Here is a 20942-nt window from a genome sequence, read left to right as displayed (position 1 = left end):
CGTATCTCTGCAATGCAAGGGCCTGCGATCAGGAACCAGTCACCTTGACCGCGGTGTTGGGTTCGATCCTGACGGTTGAGACCTTCGCTACATGCGCCGCGACCACGTCCCAGATCGGTGGTCCCTGCGTATTCTCGTTGATGCTGGCCCAGCCCGAGACCGTGTAGGTCTTGCTGGCCTCGATCGGCTTGCCGGACTTCAGATGAGTCATCCCGGAAATGCGCGATCCCATCGGCTTGGAGATATCGATCGCGTAGCCCATGCCGCCCATACGGACCATATCGCCGCCGCCCTGGAAATACGGGTCGGGGTGGAAAATATTGTCGGCCACGTCTTCCAGCACTTCCTTGATCTGGGTGCCGGTCATCTGGTTGCGATAACAGTTCGGATAGGTGATCGCGGTGGCGTTGGTGATCTGCTCCCAGGTGATCGCATCACCGGGGATCAACGTGCCGCCCCAACGGAAGCCGGGCGACAGCACGATCTCCGCATCGCGCTCGGACATCATGGCGTTGCAGATCAGATCGTCGAACGTGCCGTTGAAATTGCCGCGGCGATACAGCAGCGAATCCGTCTTGCCGATCTCGCGCGCCAGATCCTTGGTGAACGGCGCCCTCACCTTCTCCACCAGCGCAGTCATTGCAGGATCGGGGTTGATCGCATCGGCGAAGACCGGCATCAGCTTGAAGCGGACATCGGAGACCTTCTTGTCCTTCACCTCGATATCGAGGCGCGAGACGAACTTGCCGTGCGAGCCGGTCGCGACGAGCACCGTATTGCCGACCTTGACCAGGCCGGGCATCGCGTCATGGGTATGCGCCGTCAGGATGACGTCGAGCCCCTTCACGCGGCCGGCCAGCTTGCGGTCGACGTCGAAGCCGTTATGCGACAGCAGCACCACGATGGACGCACCGGCAGCGCGGGCTTCATCGACCTGCTTCTGGATGTCCTCTTCGCGGATGCCGAACTCCCAGTTCGGGAACATCCAGCGCGGATTGGCGACGGCCGTCCGCGGCAGCGCCTGACCGATTACGGCGATGGTGGCGCCGCCGCGCTCGAACATCTTGCGCGCCTCGAACACCGGCTCCTGCCATTCGTTGTCGCGAATGTTCTGCGCCAGGAAGGCGAAGGGCGCGCTATCGGCGATCTGCTTGACGCGCTCGGCGCCGTAGGTGAATTCCCAGTGCCCGACCATGGCGTCGAGCTTCAGCGCCGACATGACGTCGACCATGTCCTGCGCCTTGGTCTGTAGTGACGTCCAGCTTCCCTGCCAGCTGTCGCCGCCATCCAGCAGCAGCACCTTGTCGTCGCCGCGCTCGGCGCGCACGGCGCCGATCAATGTCGCGATACGGTCCATACCGCCCATGCGGCCGTAATTCTTGGCGAGTGCTACGAAATCATCGGCCGTCAGCGCGAAGGCATCGGCCGTGCCGGCCGCGATCTTGAAGTAGTTGCGAAACTCGGCATCCGTGAGATGTGGCGGTATGCCCTTCACTTCGCCGACGCCGAGATTGACTGACGGTTCGCGGAAGTGCAGCGGCATCAGCTGCGCATGCGTGTCGGCGACATAGAGGATCGTCACCGTGCCCAGCGGATCGAACCGCAGGATGTCGGCCTGTGTGAGGCGTTGCTGTGCCGCCGCGCGACCCAGCGGGCCAAGGCCGCTGCCGATCGTGAGCGCAGACGCAGCCGCGGTCGCTTGCAGGAAATCCCGCCTCGATATCATGATCCACCTATGATCCCTTCCGGTATGGAAGGGTGAATGTTCAGAAGAACGTCAGATCCAGGATCTTCAATTCAGTATCTGCAATTCAAGGTCTGCAATCCGTCAGGCCACGGTCAGCTTGTTGGTCGCGACATAGTCGGAGCCGTCGTCATCCTTCCAGGTGAAGGTGAATTCGCCGGACTCGGCAGCCTTGTAGAAAAACGACTGATAGGGATTGGCCGAGATGGCGGGATTCCAGTCGGCCTCGAACACCATCTTGCCGTTGAAGGCTGCGGTGAACTTGTTGATGATCTTGCGCGGCACGACCTTGCCGGCCGCATCCTTGCGCTGGCCGGATTCCATTTCGTGAGAGATCAGCGTCTTGATCTCGATCAGTTCGCCCGGCTTGGCCTGGGTCGGAACGCGAACGCGCGGGGTTGGTTTGGTTGCCATGGGAAAGTCCTCGCCTGATAAATCTATTCTGTGAACGAAGCTGCGCGACTAGCCGCCGCAGCCGCCGATCGTGACTTTCACATTGGCCTTCGCCATGTGCAGCTTGCCGTTGGACATTTCGGCGATGCAGACGATGTTCTGGGTTTCCGCAAGGCGCATGCGCGTCGAGGCCGAGGCCTTGCCGCAAGCCGGCGTGAAACGGTAGCTGACGACGGCCGGCAACGGATTGCCTTCGGCGAACACATGCACCGACTTGACGTAGTCGGCATCGGTCATCGGGCTTTCGATATCGACATTGACCGGGACCACGAGGCCGTTCTCGGCGATCTCGGGCACGTCGAGCTTGATCTTGCCGCTTTCGAATTTCTTGTCGCCATACAGCTTCTTGATTTCGGCGGCGACCGCCTGTTCATCGGCCAGCGATAGTCTGGGAGCAAGGATTGCTGCGAGACCGGCGATCGCGGCCATGGCCAGCGTTTCGCGACGGGTCTTCTCGACCGATTTCAAAATCATGAGTGCTTCCTCCTGCGGGATTTGAGCAATCCCTTTACAATAGTATCGCTTGACGATTCCAAGTCTGATCTATCTTATCTGGGACATATCATTATATTCTTTTTCTTGAATGTAAAGATCTGAAATGCACAAGTGCCGCAGAGACGGCGATGTGGGAGGGGACAGATGAGGAAGACCGTCATTCGGTCAGCAGCAGCGGCCATTCTGGTACTCTGCGCGGGGAGCTTCGGCATTCATGCGCAGGACGCCAGCGAGAAAGAGATCGAACGCTATCGCGAGATGATCTCGGACCCGATGTCCAATCCCGGCTATCTCGCCGTCGATCGCGGCGAAGCGCTGTGGGGCGAAGCCCGCGGCAGCAAGAACGTCTCGCTGGAAACCTGCAATCTCGGTCTCGGCGCCGGCAAGCTCGAAGGCGCCTTCGCGCAATTGCCGCGCTACTTCGCAGATGCCGACAAGGTCATGGATCTCGAGCAGCGTCTGTTGTGGTGCATGCAGAACATTCAGGGTCTCGACACCAAGGATGTCGTCGCGCGGCGCTTTTCCGGCCCCGGCCGCGCGTCGGACATGGAAGATCTCGTCGCTTACATCGCCAACAAATCGAACGGCATGAAGATCGACATTCCGCTGAGCCATCCCAAGGAGCAGGAGATGGTGGCGGTTGGTGAAGCGCTGTTTTATCGCCGCGGCGGCGTCAATGATTTCTCCTGCGCCACCTGTCACGCCGACGAAGGCAAACGCATCCGGCTACAGGGACTGCCGAACTTTTCCAAGCCCGGCAAGCCGGCGCAGGAAACCATGGGCGGCTGGCCGACCTATCGCGTCTCGCAGGGCGCGCTGCGCACCATGCAGCATCGCCTGTGGGATTGCTTCCGCCAGCAGCGCTGGCCCGTGCCGGAATACGGCTCGGATGCGCTGACCGCCCTCACCTCTTTCCTGCAGAAACAAGCGGCGGCCGGCGAACTCAACGTCCCGTCGATCAAGCGATAAGGAGCCCGGGATGAAACGCGTTTTGACACTCGCCGCGCTCGTTCTCGCAGCAGGCTCGCTCACGACATCCGCATACGCGCAGACCGCCGCCAAGACGCCGGATCCGGCGCTCGTCGATGCCTATATGAAATCGACCTTCGGCAAGGCACCGCCGGAATGGCAGGCACGCATCGAGCCGGACGAGACGCTGAAGACCTGCAACGCCTATCACAACGAGGTGCCGAGCGCCGAGGCCGAGAAGATCACCGCGCGCGAACTGGCGCGGGTGGTGTATCCCGCCGACGGCAAATTCCTTGGCAACTGGAAGGAAGGCGCGAAGATCGCCAATAACGGCCGCGGCGGCCAGTTCTCCGATCCGCCCGACACCGTCGCCGGCGGCAACTGCTACGCCTGCCATCAGATGGAGCAGAAGGAGGTCAGCTACGGCACGCTCGGGCCGAGCCTGACCAATTACGGCAAGGACCGCAAATACGATCCGCAGGAAATCAAGAACGCCTTCACCAAGGTCTACGACTCGCAAGCCATGTTCGCCTGCTCGAACATGCCGCGCTTCGGCGTCAACAAGGTGCTGAGCGAACAGCAGATCAAGGATATCGTGGCCTTCCTGTTCGATCCGGAATCGCCGGTGAACAAGTAACGCGAACCGGGAGTGGATCGATATGACGAAGAGAAACGTGTGGTTTGCCGTCGTCCTGTCGATGCTCGCATCATCTGCAGTGAGAGCCGAGGAACCTGTCGTCGGTTACAAGTCCCTCGGACTTGAGCTGGCGCTCGACGCCGCCCGTGCGGCGCTGAGCGACTGCCAGAAGCGCGGCTATCAGGTCGCCGTTGCCGTGGTTGATCGCTTTGGCACGCCGCAAGTCCTGTTGCGCGACCGCTTTGCCGGACCGCACACGCCGCCGACCGCGACCGGCAAGGCATGGACCTCCGCGACCTTTCGCAACAGCACCACCGAACTCAATGCGATCAGCCAGCCCGGCATGATGCAGGCCGGACTGCGCAACCTGCCTGGTGTCGTGATCATCGGTGGCGGCATGATGATCGAAGGCGGCGGTTCGATGCTAGGCGCCATCGGCGTCTCGGGAGCCCCGGGTGGCGATGCGGACGAACTCTGCGCCAAGGCCGGCATTGCCGCGATCCAGGACAAGCTGGATTTCTAGTTCGCCCGCGCGACTACGCCTGCTTCTTCAGCCACTCCGGAAATGGCGCGGTCTCGTAACCCTTCTCGCGCACGTAGCGGAACATCGCCAGAAATTCCACGGGCTCCAGCAGCCCGGGCATGCGCGCGACTTCCCGCGCCTGCCCGCTTTTCGATGCCAGTCCCGCGACGGTCTCCGGAAAGAACTGGATCGTCGGCGTGAAGCGAATGCCATAGGCTTCGCCAAAGGCTTTCTCGCCGCGCCTGCGGCCGTCGAAATCCGTCACCTCCCGCGCGCCGATGTGATTGAGATGCAGGATCTCGAAATTGTCGCGGATATAGGTCTCGATCTTCGGATCGGTCATGTAGCTCTCATGCATGCGCTTGCAGGCCGGACAGCCCTTGAGCCCCCACATGATGGCGAAGCGCTTGCCCTTGGCGCTCGCACCCGCCAGATCCTCGGAGAGATCGAGGAAGCTCTCCAGATACCAGTCCATCTGATAGAGCCCGTCATCACCGAGCGTCGCTTTCGCTGATGCCGGTGCAGCGCGTAACCCGACCACGCCGAAGCCGATGGCCGCGAGCGCATGCCGTCTGGTGATCACGCCAGTTATGGACTCTCGCTTGGACATTCGATCCTCCCGATCCCGCATCACCCGATGGTGCCGAAGGCCGGAAAGGTCTCCAGCATCCAGCCTGAAATGCGCGGCATTGCGCCAGTCAAAAACAGAACGCCGGTCAGGACAAGGCCGGCGCCAATCACCTTCTCGATAGCCAGCATATGCCGACGCAGCCGCGCCATCAGCCGCATGAAAGGCCCCGAAAACAACGAAGCCAGCATGAAGGGAATTCCAATCCCCATCGCGTAGGCCGCAAGCAGAAGCGCGCCCTGAGCCGGCGCACCTTCGGCGCCTGCGACCATCAGAATGGCCGCCAGCACCGGCCCGACGCAGGGCGTCCATCCGAAAGCGAAGGCAAGCCCGACCAGGTAGGCGCCGAGAAATCCGGCCGGCTTGCGCACGGCCTGAAAGCGCGCTTCGCGAAACAACAGCCCGATCCTGAAGACGCCGAGAAAGTGAAGTCCGAGAATGACGATCAGCAGACCGGCGACGATGCCCAGCGTCTCGAAATGCGCCGTAATCGCCTTGCCGATCAGCGATGCCGATGCGCCGAGCGCCACGAAGACCGTCGCAAACCCCAGCACGAACGCAAAGGACAACGCGACCACGCGTCCGTTCGGTCGCCAGCCGGCCTGGCCACCGCGATCATCGAGTTCGTCCAGGCTGACGCCTGCCAGAAAGCAGAGATACGGCGGCACCAGCGGCAGAACGCATGGCGACAGGAACGACAACAGCCCTGCGCCCAGTGCACCAAGGAACGAGATTGAGGACACCACGGCGGATCCGGTTCTGGCATAAACATTCAAATTCGTGTATGTGTAACACATGACGTGGAAATTGCCTCTGAAAACCTCGTTGATCGCGACTTTGTTGGTGATGACTGCGGCGCTGTCGCCGCGCATCGCTGATGCGTCCGAACTACTGATGTTCGAGCGCGATGGCTGCGTCTGGTGCGCGCGATGGAATCGCGAGATCGCGCCGGTCTATGACAAGACCGACGAAGCCAAGCTTCTTCCGCTGCGCCGCATCGATATGGATCGCGACAAATCGCCGGGCGTCGCACTGGCCTCGCCTGTGCGTTTCACGCCGACCTTTCTGATCGTCGACAACGGCCGCGAGATCGGCCGCATCACCGGCTACATGAACGACGAATCCTTCTGGAGCCTGCTCGGGAAGTATGCTGCCAGACTGACCACCTCACAGCCCAACGCCAATCGTTCCTGATCCTCTTCAAACATTTGCGGGACACGCACGCTGCCATGGCTTCTATCATCCCATCCGAACTCGAAGACGAACTGCGCGACGGTGCGGAATATTCCCCCGAACTCGATCAGTTGATGCGCAAGGCCCGCAAGGCCAGCAATTTCCTGAAAGCGATCTCGCACGAAAACCGCCTGCTGCTGTTGTGTCTGCTGGCGGAGCGGGAACGGTCAGTGTCCGAACTGGAAAACATCCTGTCGCTGCGGCAGTCAGCCGTGTCCCAGCAACTCGCGCGTCTGCGCTACGACGGCATGGTGGAGACCCGCCGCGACGGCAAGACGATCTATTACAGCCTGGCCAATGACGACGTGCGAAGCGTCATCTCGGTCATCTACGATATTTTCTGCGCCACGCCGGCGCCGACCAAGAAAAAATAACGCCGCCGATCTGGCAGGCGGAGAAGCGCGGCCCGTAAGGCCGGCGCTCCTCACATCGGGAGGAAACCCATGCAGAACATGTCTGCCTGGTTATCGGCGCTGGCTGGCTTTGCCATCGGCGCTGCTGCAGGGTTTGCCGTACGACGCGCGCGCCTTTGCACATTTGGCGCGATTGAAGATGCGTTGATGGGCGGTGACAATCGCCGCCTGAAGATCTTTGGGCTGGCGCTGGGTATCGCCGTGCTCGGCACGCAGGCGCTGATCCTGTCCGGCTTTCTCGCGCCGGAACACACAACTTACGTTCCCACCGCATTGCCTCTCATTGCGATCGTCATCGGCAGCATCATGTTCGGCACCGGCATGGCAATGGTCGGCACCTGCGGCTTCGGCTCGCTGGTGCGGCTCGGCACCGGCGATCTCAGGAGTCTGATCGTGATCCTCGTGCTGGGTGCGACGGCCTACGCGACCTTGCGCGGACTGTTCGCCGATCTTCGCATTGGCGTGCTTGAGCAGCTAGCGATCCGCATGCCGGACGGCATACGCTCCGACTTTGCATCGCTGCTGACGCAAGCGACCGGCCGCGATCTGCGCGTGCCGCTCGCCATCATTGTCGGCAGTGGCCTCTGTTGGCTGGCACTCAGCGACAAACGCCTGCGCCGCGCGCCGCGTCTGCTCACTGCCGGTGTCGCACTCGGATTGCTCACGATTGCCGGCTGGCTCGTCACGGTCGGGCTAACCGATGAATTCGCTGGCCCGCCCCGCCCGCAAAGCCTGACATTCGTATCGACGATCGGAAAAGCACTGTATGCCGGGGTTCTGAATGTCGCGAACTTCGCCGATTTCGGCGTCGGCAGCGTGTTCGGCGTCATTGCCGGTGCATGGGCCGCAGCGTGGTTGGCCGCAGAACTGCGCTGGGAAGCCTTCGACGACGATCACGAAATGCGCCGCCATCTTATCGGCGCCTGCCTGATGGGCGTCGGCGGCATTCTGGCGGGCGGCTGCACCATCGGTCAGGGCATCACCGCGGGATCGATGCTGGCACTGTCCTGGCCAATCGCCGTCGGCGGCATGATACTTGGCGCGCGCGTCGGCATTGCGATTCTGGTCGATGGCTCGCCACGCGACCTCATCCAGCGCAACTGGATGCTGCTGGCGCGGAAAGCCCCGCCATCGAAGTAGTTATAGCGTTTTCGAGCGAAGTGGATGCCGGTTCGCGTTAAGAAAACGCGTCACAACAAAAAGGCCAGGGCCCGGTTCTGATGCAATCAGAACCAATAAGGCTCTAGCGTCAGGGTTTGAGGTAGCTCCAGCCGGCTTCCTGCAACTCAATCAGCCGAACCGCGCCCGATGGCACCACCGTCGCCTCGGATACGACACTGATAGCCTTGCCCTCGCGCTTCTCCATGCCCTCTTTGGTATTTCCGCAGGCGATGAATTTGACGCTGGACGGAAAGCTGGCATCGACGATCTGCTTGATGCGGTCCTTCACCGGCGACGTGTCGTCGCGCAGCATGTGCAGACCCGGACCATAAGTGACGATCTCGATCTGAACATCCTCATTCTTCGCCTTGTAGAATTCCATGACGTTTGTCGCGTTGTTCAAAGCCAGATTCATCAGAGCCGGATCGTTCTGATTGACCTGAATGGCGACGCGATGCTCCTTCGCGCCTGCTGCATAAGCGGACAACGCGATCAGCGACAACAGGACGGCTCCGGCAATCGATCTCAACAATGATCGCATCTCAAAATTCCTTTTCAGGGACATACAATTTCAGGGACGCACGATCGTAAAACCGCGCTCAGTCAGATCCAGCAGATGGCCGACGCCGACCAGCACTTCCACCGCATGCGGATTGATCGCCGGTCGCTTGCCAGTCTCTCGCTCGATCGTATCCAGTGTATTGCCACAGACGCTGAAGCGCACGCCCTGTGTCACCAGACTATCGACCAGTGCGCGGTGTTCGTTGGTGTCGCGCAACAGATCGATGCCGGGACCGAAGGTGACGACTTCAACCGCCACCTTGTCCGGTCCATAGGCTTTCAGGAGATTGCTGGCGACGCTGAGAACGAGGCGTTCTTTCTTCGGATCGGAATCGGACAGCTGCAAGGCGATGAAATGCTCGGCGAAGGGCTTGTCCGGAGCGGCATCCTGTTTGGCGGGCCGTGTCTGCGCAGTGACCGCGCCCGTTGCAAATGACATCAGCGCAAGGACCGACAAACAGAAAAACAGCCCTCGCTTATTCATTGCGCACAAAACCTCTGACGATCAGGGGATTGATTAGCAATCGCCCTGCGCCAGCGCAATCAAACTAACGAAGCGGACTTGAGAGGATTTATTGCGTCGCAAACACAGGACGCAGTGCCAGGCCGCGGATCGCAACTGCAGCGCCCGCAAAGATACCCGCAGCCGCAACGAAGGATGGCAATGCGAGCGTTGACACACCCGTCAGCCCCTGCCCGATCGAACAGCCATAAGCCATCGCACCACCGATCCCCATCAGCGCGGCACCTGCCATCGAACGGCCCGTGTGGCGTGCCGACGTATAGCCCTCGAACTCAAAGCGTCCGGTCAGCAGGGCTGTTAGTAGGCTGCCGATGAACACACCCGCCACCAGCGCAATTCCGAAATTCAGCGTCATGCCCGTCGACAGCATGATGAATTGCAGCGTATCGGCAGCCGGCGACACGAATGTCAGCGACGCCACCGGAATCGGATCGAACTCATCAGCACCAAGCCAACCGGTCGTCAGCCAGCCGGCGATCACCAGCAGGCCCATCACCAATCCCGCCACGAGCTGCCCCGGCGAACGTCGGAACGCACGATGCGACAGCGCGAACCCCAATAGCGCAACGCCGACAATCAAAGTTGCTACGACACGCGCCGTCGCGTCAGACAGGCCGAGCGTTCCGAACAGCGACGGGAGAGAATTCACCCCAGGCGTCGTCTGCGTCCATTGCAGGATCGATAGTCGCAACGGCGCGAGCAGGCCCTTCAAGGTCATCTGCGCGGTAACGCCGATGATCGCGATCACGACCAGCGATCGTAGATTGCCTTTGCCCAGCAGCACCAGTGCGCGCGACGCGCAGCCATTCGACAACACCATGCCCAAGCCGAACAACAGCCCGCCGACGAAGATCAACGGCGCCGAGAATGACGGCTGCAGATAAAGCGACTTGGCGATCTCGACCACGCCGGTGCCGGCAATGAATTGTGTGCCGACAACCGCCACGGCAACCGCCACCGCGTAGCTCCGGATCTTGCGTCCGTCGTCATGCGCCCACCAGTCGCGGAGGCTGCTCATGAGGCAGAACCCGCTCAGCAGACCGACCACGCCGAAAACGGCGCCAATCGCAAAACCCGCGATAACCGGGAGCGCAAACATCGAATGATCCGAACGTGATTTTGAGGTGATGACGCCGGATTACTACTGGCAGTTTCAGAAGCGGTCCAGTTGACGCATGATTTAAGGAGGAAGTTCTACGGACGATGAAAAACAGGAAACATAATTCCATCAGACTCGGAAACACGATACAGAATGACTATCGCTCTGGGAGCGGCAGAGATCGCCACACTGTTGTTTCGCACCCAATTTTCGAAACGGCATTTTCGATCTTGCCCGGCTCAACACGGGGCATAGCGCTCAGTTCTTTGGAGGACGCGGCAAGCGGATCTGAAGCTTCATCGATCAAAGCAACATCAAGGGCTAGGCTCCCGCGCTCCCGAATGAGGACGGCGGGGCTCGGAGAAGGGTGTACGCCACCGGCCGCACGGCCGTGCAACGCTGAGTTCACGCGACTGAGAAAGTTGAACGAAAACTTCTCCAAGTCAGACCAAGAGATCTTGGAGATGATTTTATGAAGCGACTACTCGTTTTCACGATGCTGTTTCCGCCACTCGTGCTGTTCGTCTACATCACAGCCGATCAGTTGTTGCGCGATGGTTTTCCCGGCATCGGGTTCCTGGCGTGGCTGGTGGGAATTGCGTATGTGCTCGCCGTCATTCCTGCTTGGTTGACGGCAGGAGTGGACTGGGCGCTTTCTGCCCAGCCGCTTTACGTGCGGCTCATCGCGACGATGCCGGTGGCTGCTGTCCTGGCCGAGCTTGTCGCACGCTACATGGGCCAGCCATATTTCGATGTGTCCGTTGCGATAGCGGGAGCAGTTCCAGCCGCGGTGTGTTCGTGGCTGTCAGATAAACCAATGAGAAGCGTGCATGCGTGAGCAAGCTTAGCACCACCACGGTCATGACCCATCTGCGCAAGTCTTGGCGGCCACAAGCGTTGACGCAGCCGTCCACCGCCAAGTTGTCTATTTTGATAGACAACGCGCCAATGACTGCGGTAGCGTTTGCAAACCTTTCGCAGCAATCACGGGGTCTGCTTCAGTCGTGGCCTACAGTATCTACGGGACCCCTCACGGGCAGCCGGAGAAGGTCTGCTACGGAACCGTACAGACCCTCGATCAGACGGCGAGCGAGCTACGGAAGCTGCGTGAAGCTGGCGTCTTGGACGTCTACGCTATTGGCTTCGATCCCGAGACCGCCAACCTGCGGAAGCCACCGTCGGACCCCAAATCGAATTAGGCTGGCGTGTTCGGAACCAAGCAAATACGCGCTGCCTGAAGCGAACAAACGCCGAAAATGGAATTGCTTACAGGATTGCTGACAAGCCGCCGCCCCGCAGGGCCAATTCGCTAGCGATTTGAAAATGGTGGGGGAAGAAGGACTCGAACCTTCGAAGTCATAAGACGGCTGATTTACAGTCAGCTCCCTTTGCCACTCGGGACACTCCCCCGCCTGACGCCATCGGAACCAAGCCCAACAAGACCTTGGCCCAACACGGCAGTCCCACCGAACAAGTGGCTGGACGGCCATGGATGACGTTAAAACGCGCGCCCGTAAACGGGCTCCCGGTTGGCGCGTTTATGACGGAAGCCATGGGGCAAAGTCAACCGACCCTGGCAGGAATATCCGCCCTTCCCGACCTCTTTCCGGGGCCCCAAATTGCCATTATTCGGCATGCGTGAGACAAGCCAGCCATGAGCGATCGAGAACGAAAACAGCGATTCCAGCGTGGACCTGACAAGGGACGCGACGGCCAAAGCAGTCAAAACCGGGATAAACCCCGCGATCAGGGCCGGCGGCCGCCCCGGCGGGGCCGGGAATCCGGCGGTGACGGCCCGGCCATCCTCTATGGCTGGCATACCGTCACCATGGCGCTAGCCAATCCGCAGCGGAAAATTCTCAAGCTGATTCTGACCGAGAACGCCGCCCGGCGTCTTGCCGAGGAGAAGATCGATACCCGCGTGGCACCGGTCCTGGTCCGTCCGGACGAGATCGATCGCCGGCTGGGGCCCGATGCCGTGCATCAGGGCCTCCTGGCCGAGGTCGAACCGCTGGAATCGCCGGATCTGGACAGCCTGTCCCAGGACGGCATCGTGCTGGTGCTCGACCAGATCACCGACCCGCATAATGTCGGCGCTATCCTGCGCTCCGCCGCGGCCTTTGCGGTCAAGGCGATCATCACCACGGCGCGGCACAGCCCGGAGGCCACCGGCGTGCTGGCGAAATCCGCCTCGGGCGCACTGGAACTGGTGCCGATGATCACGGTGCCCAATCTGGCGCGGGCGCTGAACGAACTGAACGATCTCGGTTTCATGACCGTCGGTCTCGACAGCGAGGGCAGCGAAAACATCAGCGCGATCCCGCTGCAACAGCCGCTGGCGCTGGTGCTCGGCGCCGAAGGCAGCGGATTGCGGCGGCTGACGCGAGAGACCTGCAGCGTCGTCGCGCGGCTCGACATGCCCGGCGAGATCAAGAGCCTCAACGTGTCGAACGCCGCCGTGCTTGCGCTCTATGTCGGCGCCAGCAAGCTCGGACTCATGGGCTAGAGCGTTTTCGAGCGAAGTGGGTCCCGGTTCGCGTCAAGAAAACGCGTCAAAACAAGAATCCCTCTATCCAAAACGAGAACGCCCGCCCGCATTGCTGCGAGCGGGCGTTCTTCGTTCAATTCAATCAGATCAGTACGCGCGGCGATGCTGCTGCGGCTGATGATAACCACGCTGCGGAGCTGCGGCGCGCGGCGCATACATCACCTTCGGCGCGCCATAGCGATGCGCCTGATGATAGCCGGTGCGCGACGCGTAGCTGCGCTGCGTAGTGCCGTAACGCGTGCGCGGCTGCATGCTGTAGCCGTAGCGATAGCTCGGGCGCGCACGATACTGGCTGCGCGACGGATAGCTGTAGATCGCCGGCGCGCGATAGGCCGGACCATAGGAGTAGTTCACCGGATTGGCATAGGGGCCGCCGTAATAGCCGCGACGATAGCCGTAACCGTAACCTTGACCGTAACCCTGGCCATAGCCGCGCCAGCCGATCGCGGTTTCCTGATAGGTCGGAACCGGCGCGAACATGCCCGGGCCGCTGAAGGTCGGGCCCTGATTGGCGTAATAATACTGACGCGTCACCGGCGTCGGATCGGGCAGCCGCTCATAACCGGCGCCATAGCCACAGGGGCTGACATAGGCCTGGCCGCAAGGCGAGCAGCCGTTTGAGGTGAACAGGCCTCCACCGCAGGCCATTGCGGGCGCAGCGCCGGCAGTGGCGGTGACAACGGCAAATGCCGCAACCCATTTTGAAATCACGTTACGCATGAATACTCTCTCCTGTCGGGTGTCTTTTTTTGGTGTTGGTGATTGGTCGGTCAGCGTCGGAATTCTGGCGGTGCGACGATGACCTCAGGTGGATTGAACGGCACTTCATTATGCCGCTCCATCGGCGCGGATTTCGCCGACCAGTGCTCGTGGAAGCTCTCGGCCGGCTGCGGCAATTTGCGATTGGCCGGCGGCTCGATTTCCAGACGCCCGTAGCCCGGCTTGTGACCAAGGCTCGGATAGTAGTGGCCAACATTCGGGACCGGATCGACGTAACGGCCGCCATAGACTGTCGGCTGAATATGAATGCCGCGCTGCAAGCCCCAGTCGCCTTCGATCACGCGATAGGACGCATCGACGCCGTTGATGATGATCGGCACGCCGGGACGACCGGGCACGACGATGTTGAATCCATCGGCGGCTGCCGCCGGAAGCGTGGTCGCGATCACGAAAAGCAGCGCTGAAAGGATTCGCATGGCCATGTCCTGCATCTCGGCGGTACGATATTCGAACGCCTGGCAGGATGGGTTAAGGGCGCGGTCTAAACTGCCGGTAAGCCTAACGCGCAAGCATCAGGCGAAGTTCAAATGCGCGGGATCGCAGCGTGGATTCGTTAACGCAACGCGCTCGCACGGCGATCTGATCCCGGTCGAAAGACGTCAAGCGCGCGCCGCACACATCTTGCGCGTTGCCTTGGCAACGTGGTCTGATCCCTTCAGCCGTCGTTGTCGCAGACATCTGCAGTCGTCATGTCCGGAGAGCCCCGATGAAGTTCCTCAGTGCAGCCATCATCCTGTCGACGCTGGTCGCGACCCCTGCTTTCGCGCGGCACTGGAAACATCATCACAGCGCCGAAACCTTCGTCTTTGCCGCACCCGGCCAGCCCTACCGGATCCAGTTCGGGCACAATTACGGTCCGGGTCTGCAGCCGGGCACCTTCGCCTATTACGACGGTCCCCTCGCCGCCCGCTGCAAGCAATCGGCCGCGGCCTATCGCGGCCAGGACGGCCGGGCGTATCCCTGCTTCTGATTGAGGTTCCACAGGCCGGTTGACGGGTGGGCAGATTGGCCACTGCGATCGAACTTACTCAACCTCTGCCGCGTTGCCGCGCCGGAGGTGGCACATGCCCTACGCGCTATTCGAAGACGACCAGAAGCTCAGCCAGGAATTCCCGACCGAGGAGGACGTCTGGCAACATGCCGACGAAGCCGGACTCGTTGATGTTGTGGACGGCAAGACGGTGCTGGAGGACGGCTACACTATTCAGCCGTGCAGCACCGAAGAGGACACGGGCAAGCCGATCGCGGTACCGCCGGCAGTGGCCTAGGAACGACTCTCACAATCCTTGGTTGGAAGACTGAGCGTCCTGAGCGCAGGATGGACGTTCCGAAAGTCCTGCCACCTCTCTAGGGGTGGTGGGGCTTTTGCTGTCGTAGCCATTGGTATGCAGTAGCCGCACAAACTCATCCATGGACGCGTTCAGTCGCCTGGCGCGCTCTTCAGATTCGGGCGTTGAGGTGCTGCCGAAAAGCCGGGTGATGGATTCGCGAAAAGTCATGCGATTCCCCTTACTCATTGAGACGCGCTTTGGTCGCGCGAACGGCAAATTGGTTCAACTCGCCGCGGGGCTTATTTAACAGTTTAGCACACACGCCGCTTGACGGCGAATCACATGAAGGATTCTCTATCCCCATTCAGGGAGGCGGAGATGGAAGACCACTTCACTCACCAGTATTTCAGCCGGCAGTGCTTCGAGCGACATCACGCACGCGAGGTCTTGGAGCGCGCCCTCTGCGCAGGCGCCCTACTCTTCGGCCTGACGGCCTCGTTCGCAGCCTGTCTGTTTATTTGATTATTTGACGCCCGTTCGCCGTCGGCGAACCTCCCACAGCCAGCCGCCCAAAGGCGTCAGCAGGCCGCTTGGAGACGCATTGGCGCTGACACGACGACGGAGCCAATTCTGCACTGTGCCCCGTTAGGCTTAACCCGCTGACACGCTTGCACTAACGTCGCTCAATCTAAATGATGACGCCATGAGTTGGGTCGAAGAGCGCGATCGTTTAATCGCGGAGACATTGGCGTTTGTAAAAGAGGTCTCGGGCAACCAGCCCGAGCTGGCCGCGAAGTTGACCGTTGCGGTAGACGCCGAGATGAAAGCCGCTGAAAATCCGAAGCAGATCCTCCCGGAACCTGCGCAGCCGATGAAGCTGACTGATCTCCGGGAAGACATCCGCAATCGCGTTGCATCATTCAAGGCACGGCAACAGGACATGCAGGACAAGCGGGAGGCCTATTATCAGGAGGTCATCGCAAAAGTCCGGGCTACCTTGGAACAACGTTCATAGGTTGAACCCACCGATGGCGAGCCGGTGCGAAAAGACCGTTTGGCCAGGTTATTGAAATGATGGTGCGCTTAGAGAGAGAAAGCTTGAACTTTCTGTTTGAGGTGCTTGAAGAGTGGGAGCGCCATCTCGCACAGCTCGCCCCTAGGGATCTGGAGTGCGATGGTGCGCATCTTCGACTATGAATTCAATGAGATAACGGCTGTCCGACGGTGAAGGTGGACAATCGGAAGTCCCCGCCGCCGTGCTCCTGCAGCAGACATATGACGAGCGGCCGCAGTTGAGGGCCCAGGCCTCAAACGGCTACGGAGGTGCCGGTCAACGAATTGGGTGAGCGGTTTCGGTCCGGGTTGCTGCGGCCGTCGCGGTCGTCATTGTCGTCCGCGGTGCTAGGACTCCCAGCTGATGCACAGAGGCCGTGGAGGTTGGCGCCGCCGACTGTTCCTGGACATTCGCGGCTCCCAGCACTCGAACTTGCACCGCCGATATCGGCAAACCCGCCGATTCATAGGTCGGCAACTCCGCAGCGAAGCCGGCAGTGCCACCCGAAATCGCGATCGCGGCGACGGCTGCGATCGATAAGGAAGTCATCTTCACTATTATTCTCCTCGTAGGATTCAATAAGGCAGCCTAGCCCCCTTTGCTGCATTGCGATAGCTAATTGCTGCATTGCAACAATGCAGGTTCGCACATTGCGCCTTCCAGCCGGCTCTGGCGTCCCGCGCTAGCATCCGCTCGGCGCGGCCTCGCACGCCTCGGATCGAAGGCGCGGTCCCCGGATTAAGGGGGCAATATTGGGCTCTGACGCAATTTGGTGCAGGCGCATCACGGGGCGCCGATTAGTCGGGCTTGGAGCAAGTCGAGCTTGGCGCGTCCATACATCTGACTGACGCTTAACGAGCTTGAGCTTTGTTATCCGTCCCTCGGTCTGCCCGTTGGACCATGCCGATGTTATTGCAGCGCTGACGTCACGAGCGTTCCGGAAGGTCACCGCCCGTTCGCATCCGGACACGGCAAGACGTCGAGAGCCGCCTTCAGCCCGACGCCGCTGACACCGACTTTCAACATGTCGACCACCAACGATACGACCAGGTCGGTGGCATCCACAATGGCAAGGCCGCCATCCCGGACGTTGGAGATGCAGTTTCGCTTCGAATCCGGCGTGCCGATCGCGGGCGAATGGGTCAGGTAGATTCCGAGACTGTCGGCCGCCGAAAGGCCGGGACGTTCGCCTATGATCATGACTGACACCTTCGCGCCGATGATCGCCGCAATGGGATCTCCGATGGCGACGCGCGCCTGCGATGCCAGAACGATAGGCGCAATGGAAAGCTGCCGGGCCGACAGCCGTGCGACGATCGCCCTCGTCAGCGGCACCGCGTTGATGTCGATCGCGCTGGCGGAAAGGCCGTCGGCGAGAATGATCGCGACATCGCAGCCCGGCGTCATGCTTGCGAGCCGCTCTGCAACCTCGGCGGAGAGAGTTCGGCCGAGATCGGGGCGACGGACATAGGTGGCACGATCGCCCGCCTTGCTGGCGACCTCGATGATACCCAGCCCGAGCTCATTCAGGCCGGCTTCGACCGAAGCCCAATCGACACTGGACCACACGGCCTGCCGTGCACGCGCGTGATCGAGCAGAAAGGACTGTGCCGCGCGTGTCGGCATGCCCGCTCCGAATCTGCCGAGAAGTACCCGTGCGTCCGTCATCTGCCGCAGATCGCGTGGCAGTGGGGATGTACGTTCTGGCTCCTTCGTCATGTCAGATCCCGAGTAATCTGGAATTCGCCATGTAGTCGGTCAACCGGGTTGGCGCGTCAAGCAGGTGACCCGCCTCATCGGTCAAGCCGACCTCAACGAGCCAACGCTCGAACTCCGGCGCCGGCGGACGATTCAAGGTTTCCCGGCAATAAACGGCGTCGTGATGCGCGAGCGATTGATAGTTCAGCATCACGTCGTCGGCACCAGGCACCGTAATGACGAAATTGACATTGGCGGCGCAGAGCAGTGTGAGCAGCACATCCATATCTTCCTGGTCCGCATCCGCATGATTGGTGTAGCAGACGTCGACGCCCATCGGCAGGCCCAGCAGCTTGCCGCAGAAATGATCCTCGAGCCCGGCGCGGATGATCTGCTTGCCATTGAAGAGATATTCCGGGCCGATGAAGCCGACAACCGTGTTGACGAGCAGCGGATCGAACTCGCGCGCGACCGCATAGGCACGTACCTCCATCGTCTGCTGATCGACACCGAAATGCGCGTCGGCCGACAGCGCCGCGCCCTGCCCCGTCTCGAAATACATCAGATGAGCATCCGCCGGACCACGCTTGAGGGCACGAACCGCCTCATAGGCCTCGCGCAACAGCGACAGACTGACGCCGAAGCCGTCATTCGCCTTTTGCGAACCGGCGACCGATTGGAACACGATATCCACCGGCGCCTTCGCGGCCATCGCCTTCATTGCTGTCGTCACGTGACCAAGGCAACAGGTCTGTGTCGGGATCGCTAGGCGCGTCCGCAATTCGTCGAGCAACGCGACGATGCGGACATAGTCCTCCACAGTATCGGTGGCCGGGTTGACCCCGATCACGGCATCGCCGGAACCCATCAGCAGCCCGTCGAGCGCCGATACCGCGATGCCATAGGAGTCGTCGACAGGATGATTGGGTTGGTTGCGCGTGGATAGCCGTCCTTTCAGCCCGATGGTCGAACGGAATTTAGTGACGACCTCGCGCTTCGACGCGACCGAAATCAGGTCCTGCAGGCGCATGATCTTGGACACCGCCGCGACCATTTCCGGCGTCAGGCCGGGCGTCAGGTCCTCCAGTTCGCACTGAGCAGTCTCAGGGGCAAGCAGCCATTCCCGGAGCTCGCCGACGGTGAGCGACGAGACGGCGGCGAAAGCTGCCGGATCGTGCCGATCCTGAATGAGCCGCGACACCTCGTCGGTGTCCGACGGGATCAGCTCTTCGGTTAGGAATGTTTTGAGAGGCAGATCGGCCAGCGCCATCTGCGCCGCCAGCCGCTCCACCGGCCCGTCCGCGGCAATGCCGGCGAGCTGATCGCCCGATCGCTCGGGCGTCGCCTTGGCCATCAGCTCCTTCAGATCGTCGAAGCGGAAGACGGTGCCTTCGATAGTGGTTTTGTAAGGCATTTTCACTCGTTACCGCCGGATGAAGGCCAGCGCTTCCGCATGCAGCGCGGGTGTCGCGCTCGCCAGCACGCGCCCGTCCGAGCGGAGCGACAGTGGACGCCCCTCCCAATCAGTCATGCAACCACCCGCACCGTGCACGACCGGAACCAGTGCCATGTAATCATAGGGGTGAAGCCCCGTTTCCAGAACGATGTCGCAATGCCCGGAGGCAAGCAATCCATAGATATAGCAGTCGCCACCAAAGCGACGCAGCCTCGTGCTCCGCGATAGTCGCTCATAGGTCTCGGCTTCCCCGTCGTGGAACATATCCGGTGACGTGGTGTAGAAGCGTGCCTCAGCGATCCGCTCGCAAGAGCTGGTCCGCGCCGCTTCGCCGTTGCAGTTGGTCAGTCCCGGCCTGGCGTTCCATCTCTCCCCCGTAAAGGGAATGTCGATCACTCCGCAGAACGGCTTCTCTTCATGAGAGAGCGCTATCAACGTCCCGAAAAGCGGGAAACCGGTGATGAAACTCTTGGTCCCGTCGATCGGGTCGATGATCCAGTTAAAGGCGCCGCGCGGCGTGCCGCCGGTTTCCTCGCCGATGATCCCGTGATCCGGAAAGCGCTGCTGGATCCTTTCTCTCAGATGCAGCTCGGCCGCGCGATCGGCGACCGTCACCGGACTGTCGTCAGGTTTGGAGATGACATCCAGCGGACTGCGGAAATGCGACAGCAGAAGCGGTCGCACCGAATCCGCGAGTTCGGTGGCAAAAGCGAGATAGGCGTCGGCATCATCTGCCACCAGGGCGTCCTCGAACATCAAAGTGCCTTCAGAAACGACGGCCATCGTGGATCGTGGATGATGGAGCGGGCGCGCATGTGTTTCCAGATCCCATACTTGTAGAAATCGAAATCCAGCGTCGAGACGCGATTCTGCACCATCGCCCAAGTGCTCCATTTGATGTCGGCGAGCGCCTTGTGAACGACGAAGCGTGCGTGCAGCCGCCGGTCGAAACGGCCGAAATAGGCTTCGATGATCTCCTGTTCGACATCCTCCGGAAAGAAGTGCTCGCTGCTCCAGATCGCAAGATCGTAGAGCCGTTCGTTGTTGGAGGCGTATTCGAAGTCGATTAGCTTGACCGAGCCGTCATCGCCCACCAGGAAGTTGCCTGGCATGGGATCGTTGAAACACGGCACGAGATCCAGCCCCGATGCTTCCAGTGCTGCACGCGCTTGTTGATACTGACGATACAGCCAGGCGTGATCCTCAGGCCAGTAGCCGCCAATATCCCCGACCTGGTCATAGTGTTCGTCGATCATGTCGAACACAGTCTTCGTCAATGGGAGCGACGGAGCCTGATGGAAGCGGCGATAGATCTGCACCACGTTGGTGCGAAACCCCTGATCCACGGCATCGCGATGGGTCGATGCGCGGCGGTCAGCGAGGAATTCCGACACTTCGATATCCAGATGATCGAGATAATCGAAGGTGCGCGGTCCGATATCGATCGCCTCCGCCTGCCTGCTCGCTGCCCGCGCGGCGTTGCGATCGATGAACATCTCCGTGCCGCGGCCGGGAATCTTGACGAAATAGCCGACCGGATCGTCCTCGACCCTGACGCGGAAATTGGTGTTGCTGATGCCGCCGGAGACCGGCGCATAGGACAGGCGGCGGCCCTTCCAGGGCGCGACCTGAATGATAGCCGCTTCGAGCGACCGTTCGGCATCCGACGTGCCGGCGCCTATGTCCATCATGGTAC

The 20942-nt window shown here is 60.9% G+C and carries 26 protein-coding genes and 1 tRNA gene; 11 read left to right on the top strand and 16 right to left on the bottom strand.

The window, feature by feature from the left end:
* Positions 1-28: 28 nt before the first annotated feature.
* The 3 genes from soxB to soxY form a co-directional block, all read right to left on the bottom strand.
* Positions 29-1726, bottom strand: coding sequence for a thiosulfohydrolase SoxB (gene soxB / locus AB7951_RS09095; protein ID WP_120293064.1), 1698 nt, complete (start codon positions 1724-1726; stop codon positions 29-31).
* Between the two features lie 102 nt (positions 1727-1828).
* Complete coding sequence (gene soxZ, locus AB7951_RS09090; RefSeq protein WP_120293062.1) at positions 1829-2158, bottom strand: thiosulfate oxidation carrier complex protein SoxZ; 330 nt, start codon at positions 2156-2158, stop codon at positions 1829-1831.
* 48 nt (positions 2159-2206) lie between these two features.
* A complete protein-coding gene (soxY, locus tag AB7951_RS09085) occupies positions 2207-2671 on the bottom strand; it encodes a thiosulfate oxidation carrier protein SoxY (RefSeq protein ID WP_068732003.1) in 465 nt (154 codons plus the stop codon).
* A gap of 165 nt (positions 2672-2836) precedes the next feature.
* Here soxY and soxA point away from each other — a divergent pair, with 165 nt between their 5' ends.
* From soxA to AB7951_RS09070, 3 genes are read left to right on the top strand one after another with little or no spacing between them, the layout of a single operon-like run.
* A complete protein-coding gene (gene soxA / locus AB7951_RS09080; protein WP_120293060.1) occupies positions 2837-3661 on the top strand; it encodes a sulfur oxidation c-type cytochrome SoxA in 825 nt (274 codons plus the stop codon).
* Between the two features lie 10 nt (positions 3662-3671).
* Positions 3672-4298, top strand: coding sequence for a sulfur oxidation c-type cytochrome SoxX (gene soxX / locus AB7951_RS09075; RefSeq protein WP_120293058.1), 627 nt, complete (start codon positions 3672-3674; stop codon positions 4296-4298).
* Positions 4299-4320: 22 nt separating this feature from the next.
* Positions 4321-4821: a heme-binding protein gene (locus AB7951_RS09070; RefSeq protein ID WP_120293056.1), complete on the top strand. Its 501-nt coding sequence runs from the start codon at positions 4321-4323 to the stop codon at positions 4819-4821.
* A 13-nt stretch (positions 4822-4834) separates the two neighbouring features.
* Here the strand turns inward: AB7951_RS09070 and AB7951_RS09065 are convergent, their stop codons facing one another.
* Both AB7951_RS09065 and AB7951_RS09060 read right to left on the bottom strand, forming a co-directional pair.
* The gene (locus AB7951_RS09065; protein WP_120293054.1) at positions 4835-5431 is read right to left on the bottom strand and encodes a SoxW family protein; all 597 of its coding nucleotides are present in this window, start codon (positions 5429-5431) and stop codon (positions 4835-4837) included.
* A 20-nt stretch (positions 5432-5451) separates the two neighbouring features.
* Positions 5452-6195, bottom strand: coding sequence for a cytochrome c biogenesis protein CcdA (locus AB7951_RS09060; protein WP_199712132.1), 744 nt, complete (start codon positions 6193-6195; stop codon positions 5452-5454).
* Between the two features lie 49 nt (positions 6196-6244).
* Here AB7951_RS09060 and AB7951_RS09055 point away from each other — a divergent pair, with 49 nt between their 5' ends.
* The 3 genes from AB7951_RS09055 (at position 6245) to AB7951_RS09045 (ending at position 8235) form a co-directional block, all read left to right on the top strand.
* Positions 6245-6643, top strand: coding sequence for a thioredoxin fold domain-containing protein (locus AB7951_RS09055; protein WP_165826790.1), 399 nt, complete (start codon positions 6245-6247; stop codon positions 6641-6643).
* 35 nt (positions 6644-6678) lie between these two features.
* On the top strand, positions 6679-7056 hold the full coding sequence (locus tag AB7951_RS09050; protein WP_068731992.1) for an ArsR/SmtB family transcription factor: 378 nt from the start codon (positions 6679-6681) through the stop codon (positions 7054-7056).
* A gap of 69 nt (positions 7057-7125) precedes the next feature.
* Positions 7126-8235: a YeeE/YedE family protein gene (locus tag AB7951_RS09045; protein WP_120293052.1), complete on the top strand. Its 1110-nt coding sequence runs from the start codon at positions 7126-7128 to the stop codon at positions 8233-8235.
* 109 nt (positions 8236-8344) lie between these two features.
* On the opposite strand, the gene AB7951_RS09040 is transcribed toward AB7951_RS09045, so the two are convergent.
* The 3 genes from AB7951_RS09040 to AB7951_RS09030 form a co-directional block, all read right to left on the bottom strand.
* Positions 8345-8797: a DsrE family protein gene (locus AB7951_RS09040; protein WP_120293050.1), complete on the bottom strand. Its 453-nt coding sequence runs from the start codon at positions 8795-8797 to the stop codon at positions 8345-8347.
* Positions 8798-8827: 30 nt separating this feature from the next.
* The gene (locus AB7951_RS09035; RefSeq protein ID WP_439061728.1) at positions 8828-9256 is read right to left on the bottom strand and encodes a DsrE family protein; all 429 of its coding nucleotides are present in this window, start codon (positions 9254-9256) and stop codon (positions 8828-8830) included.
* 133 nt (positions 9257-9389) lie between these two features.
* Entirely contained in the window at positions 9390-10439 is a 1050-nt protein-coding gene (locus AB7951_RS09030; protein ID WP_120293046.1) for a YeeE/YedE family protein, read from the bottom strand.
* A gap of 472 nt (positions 10440-10911) precedes the next feature.
* Between AB7951_RS09030 and AB7951_RS09025 the strand changes: the two genes are divergently transcribed.
* A complete protein-coding gene (locus AB7951_RS09025; RefSeq protein WP_120293044.1) occupies positions 10912-11277 on the top strand; it encodes a hypothetical protein in 366 nt (121 codons plus the stop codon).
* Between the two features lie 486 nt (positions 11278-11763).
* Here the strand turns inward: AB7951_RS09025 and AB7951_RS09020 are convergent.
* A tRNA-Tyr gene (locus tag AB7951_RS09020) sits at positions 11764-11849 on the bottom strand.
* A 244-nt stretch (positions 11850-12093) separates the two neighbouring features.
* Here AB7951_RS09020 and rlmB point away from each other — a divergent pair.
* Positions 12094-12945, top strand: coding sequence for a 23S rRNA (guanosine(2251)-2'-O)-methyltransferase RlmB (gene rlmB / locus AB7951_RS09015; protein WP_120292992.1), 852 nt, complete (start codon positions 12094-12096; stop codon positions 12943-12945).
* A 129-nt stretch (positions 12946-13074) separates the two neighbouring features.
* On the opposite strand, the gene AB7951_RS09010 is transcribed toward rlmB, so the two are convergent.
* Together AB7951_RS09010 and AB7951_RS09005 are read right to left on the bottom strand one after the other, a co-directional pair.
* The gene (locus AB7951_RS09010) at positions 13075-13707 is read right to left on the bottom strand and encodes a hypothetical protein (protein ID WP_120292990.1); all 633 of its coding nucleotides are present in this window, start codon (positions 13705-13707) and stop codon (positions 13075-13077) included.
* Between the two features lie 50 nt (positions 13708-13757).
* Positions 13758-14183, bottom strand: a complete 426-nt coding sequence (locus AB7951_RS09005) for a hypothetical protein (protein ID WP_120293146.1) — start codon at positions 14181-14183, stop codon at positions 13758-13760.
* Between the two features lie 290 nt (positions 14184-14473).
* Here AB7951_RS09005 and AB7951_RS09000 point away from each other — a divergent pair, with 290 nt between their 5' ends.
* Positions 14474-14737, top strand: coding sequence for a hypothetical protein (locus AB7951_RS09000; protein ID WP_093762074.1), 264 nt, complete (start codon positions 14474-14476; stop codon positions 14735-14737).
* A 94-nt stretch (positions 14738-14831) separates the two neighbouring features.
* Positions 14832-15035, top strand: coding sequence for a hypothetical protein (locus tag AB7951_RS08995; RefSeq protein WP_120292988.1), 204 nt, complete (start codon positions 14832-14834; stop codon positions 15033-15035).
* 9 nt (positions 15036-15044) lie between these two features.
* Here the strand turns inward: AB7951_RS08995 and AB7951_RS08990 are convergent, their stop codons facing one another.
* On the bottom strand, positions 15045-15266 hold the full coding sequence (locus AB7951_RS08990; protein WP_147421754.1) for a hypothetical protein: 222 nt from the start codon (positions 15264-15266) through the stop codon (positions 15045-15047).
* Between the two features lie 475 nt (positions 15267-15741).
* Between AB7951_RS08990 and AB7951_RS08985 the strand changes: the two genes are divergently transcribed.
* Entirely contained in the window at positions 15742-16053 is a 312-nt protein-coding gene (locus tag AB7951_RS08985; RefSeq protein ID WP_120292986.1) for a hypothetical protein, read from the top strand.
* A gap of 984 nt (positions 16054-17037) precedes the next feature.
* On the opposite strand, the gene eutC is transcribed toward AB7951_RS08985, so the two are convergent.
* The 4 genes from eutC to AB7951_RS08965 are packed head-to-tail and all read right to left on the bottom strand — an operon-like array spanning position 17038 to position 20937.
* On the bottom strand, positions 17038-17811 hold the full coding sequence (eutC, locus tag AB7951_RS08980) for an ethanolamine ammonia-lyase subunit EutC (RefSeq protein ID WP_120292982.1): 774 nt from the start codon (positions 17809-17811) through the stop codon (positions 17038-17040).
* A gap of 1 nt (position 17812) precedes the next feature.
* Positions 17813-19204, bottom strand: coding sequence for an ethanolamine ammonia-lyase subunit EutB (locus AB7951_RS08975; protein WP_120292980.1), 1392 nt, complete (start codon positions 19202-19204; stop codon positions 17813-17815).
* 9 nt (positions 19205-19213) lie between these two features.
* Positions 19214-20002 (bottom strand): histidinol-phosphatase, encoded by a 789-nt coding sequence (gene hisN / locus AB7951_RS08970; RefSeq protein WP_120292978.1) that lies wholly within the window; start codon positions 20000-20002, stop codon positions 19214-19216.
* Positions 20002-20937, bottom strand: coding sequence for a choline/ethanolamine kinase family protein (locus AB7951_RS08965; RefSeq protein ID WP_120292976.1), 936 nt, complete (start codon positions 20935-20937; stop codon positions 20002-20004). Before AB7951_RS08965 ends, hisN begins: the two co-directional genes overlap by 1 nt.
* Positions 20938-20942: the final 5 nt, after the last annotated feature.

Origin of the sequence: Tardiphaga sp. 285_C5_N1_2, assembly GCF_052076065.1 — a bacterium.
Taxonomy (GTDB): domain Bacteria; phylum Pseudomonadota; class Alphaproteobacteria; order Rhizobiales; family Xanthobacteraceae; genus Tardiphaga; species Tardiphaga robiniae.
The sequence above is the reverse complement of the archived record's forward strand: the minus strand, read 5'-3'. Positions and strand labels throughout refer to the sequence as shown.

Excerpts from the sequence above, each read along its gene's own strand:
- soxB (WP_120293064.1), bottom strand. The coding sequence starts at position 1,726 with ATGATATCGAGGCGGGATTTCCTGCAAGCGACCGCGGCTGCGTCTGCG.
- soxZ (WP_120293062.1), bottom strand. The coding sequence starts at position 2,158 with ATGGCAACCAAACCAACCCCGCGCGTTCGCGTTCCGACCCAGGCCAAG.
- soxY (WP_068732003.1), bottom strand. The coding sequence starts at position 2,671 with ATGATTTTGAAATCGGTCGAGAAGACCCGTCGCGAAACGCTGGCCATG.
- soxA (WP_120293060.1), top strand. The coding sequence starts at position 2,837 with ATGAGGAAGACCGTCATTCGGTCAGCAGCAGCGGCCATTCTGGTACTC.
- soxX (WP_120293058.1), top strand. The coding sequence starts at position 3,672 with ATGAAACGCGTTTTGACACTCGCCGCGCTCGTTCTCGCAGCAGGCTCG.
- AB7951_RS09070 (WP_120293056.1), top strand. The coding sequence starts at position 4,321 with ATGACGAAGAGAAACGTGTGGTTTGCCGTCGTCCTGTCGATGCTCGCA.
- AB7951_RS09065 (WP_120293054.1), bottom strand. The coding sequence starts at position 5,431 with ATGTCCAAGCGAGAGTCCATAACTGGCGTGATCACCAGACGGCATGCG.
- AB7951_RS09055 (WP_165826790.1), top strand. The coding sequence starts at position 6,245 with ATGACGTGGAAATTGCCTCTGAAAACCTCGTTGATCGCGACTTTGTTG.
- AB7951_RS09050 (WP_068731992.1), top strand. The coding sequence starts at position 6,679 with ATGGCTTCTATCATCCCATCCGAACTCGAAGACGAACTGCGCGACGGT.
- AB7951_RS09045 (WP_120293052.1), top strand. The coding sequence starts at position 7,126 with ATGCAGAACATGTCTGCCTGGTTATCGGCGCTGGCTGGCTTTGCCATC.
- AB7951_RS09040 (WP_120293050.1), bottom strand. The coding sequence starts at position 8,797 with ATGCGATCATTGTTGAGATCGATTGCCGGAGCCGTCCTGTTGTCGCTG.
- AB7951_RS09035 (WP_439061728.1), bottom strand. The coding sequence starts at position 9,256 with ATGTCATTTGCAACGGGCGCGGTCACTGCGCAGACACGGCCCGCCAAA.
- AB7951_RS09030 (WP_120293046.1), bottom strand. The coding sequence starts at position 10,439 with ATGTTTGCGCTCCCGGTTATCGCGGGTTTTGCGATTGGCGCCGTTTTC.
- AB7951_RS09025 (WP_120293044.1), top strand. The coding sequence starts at position 10,912 with ATGAAGCGACTACTCGTTTTCACGATGCTGTTTCCGCCACTCGTGCTG.
- rlmB (WP_120292992.1), top strand. The coding sequence starts at position 12,094 with ATGAGCGATCGAGAACGAAAACAGCGATTCCAGCGTGGACCTGACAAG.
- AB7951_RS09010 (WP_120292990.1), bottom strand. The coding sequence starts at position 13,707 with ATGCGTAACGTGATTTCAAAATGGGTTGCGGCATTTGCCGTTGTCACC.
- AB7951_RS09005 (WP_120293146.1), bottom strand. The coding sequence starts at position 14,183 with ATGCGAATCCTTTCAGCGCTGCTTTTCGTGATCGCGACCACGCTTCCG.
- AB7951_RS09000 (WP_093762074.1), top strand. The coding sequence starts at position 14,474 with ATGAAGTTCCTCAGTGCAGCCATCATCCTGTCGACGCTGGTCGCGACC.
- AB7951_RS08995 (WP_120292988.1), top strand. The coding sequence starts at position 14,832 with ATGCCCTACGCGCTATTCGAAGACGACCAGAAGCTCAGCCAGGAATTC.
- AB7951_RS08990 (WP_147421754.1), bottom strand. The coding sequence starts at position 15,266 with ATGACTTTTCGCGAATCCATCACCCGGCTTTTCGGCAGCACCTCAACG.
- AB7951_RS08985 (WP_120292986.1), top strand. The coding sequence starts at position 15,742 with ATGAGTTGGGTCGAAGAGCGCGATCGTTTAATCGCGGAGACATTGGCG.
- eutC (WP_120292982.1), bottom strand. The coding sequence starts at position 17,811 with ATGACGAAGGAGCCAGAACGTACATCCCCACTGCCACGCGATCTGCGG.
- AB7951_RS08975 (WP_120292980.1), bottom strand. The coding sequence starts at position 19,204 with ATGCCTTACAAAACCACTATCGAAGGCACCGTCTTCCGCTTCGACGAT.
- hisN (WP_120292978.1), bottom strand. The coding sequence starts at position 20,002 with ATGTTCGAGGACGCCCTGGTGGCAGATGATGCCGACGCCTATCTCGCT.
- AB7951_RS08965 (WP_120292976.1), bottom strand. The coding sequence starts at position 20,937 with ATGATGGACATAGGCGCCGGCACGTCGGATGCCGAACGGTCGCTCGAA.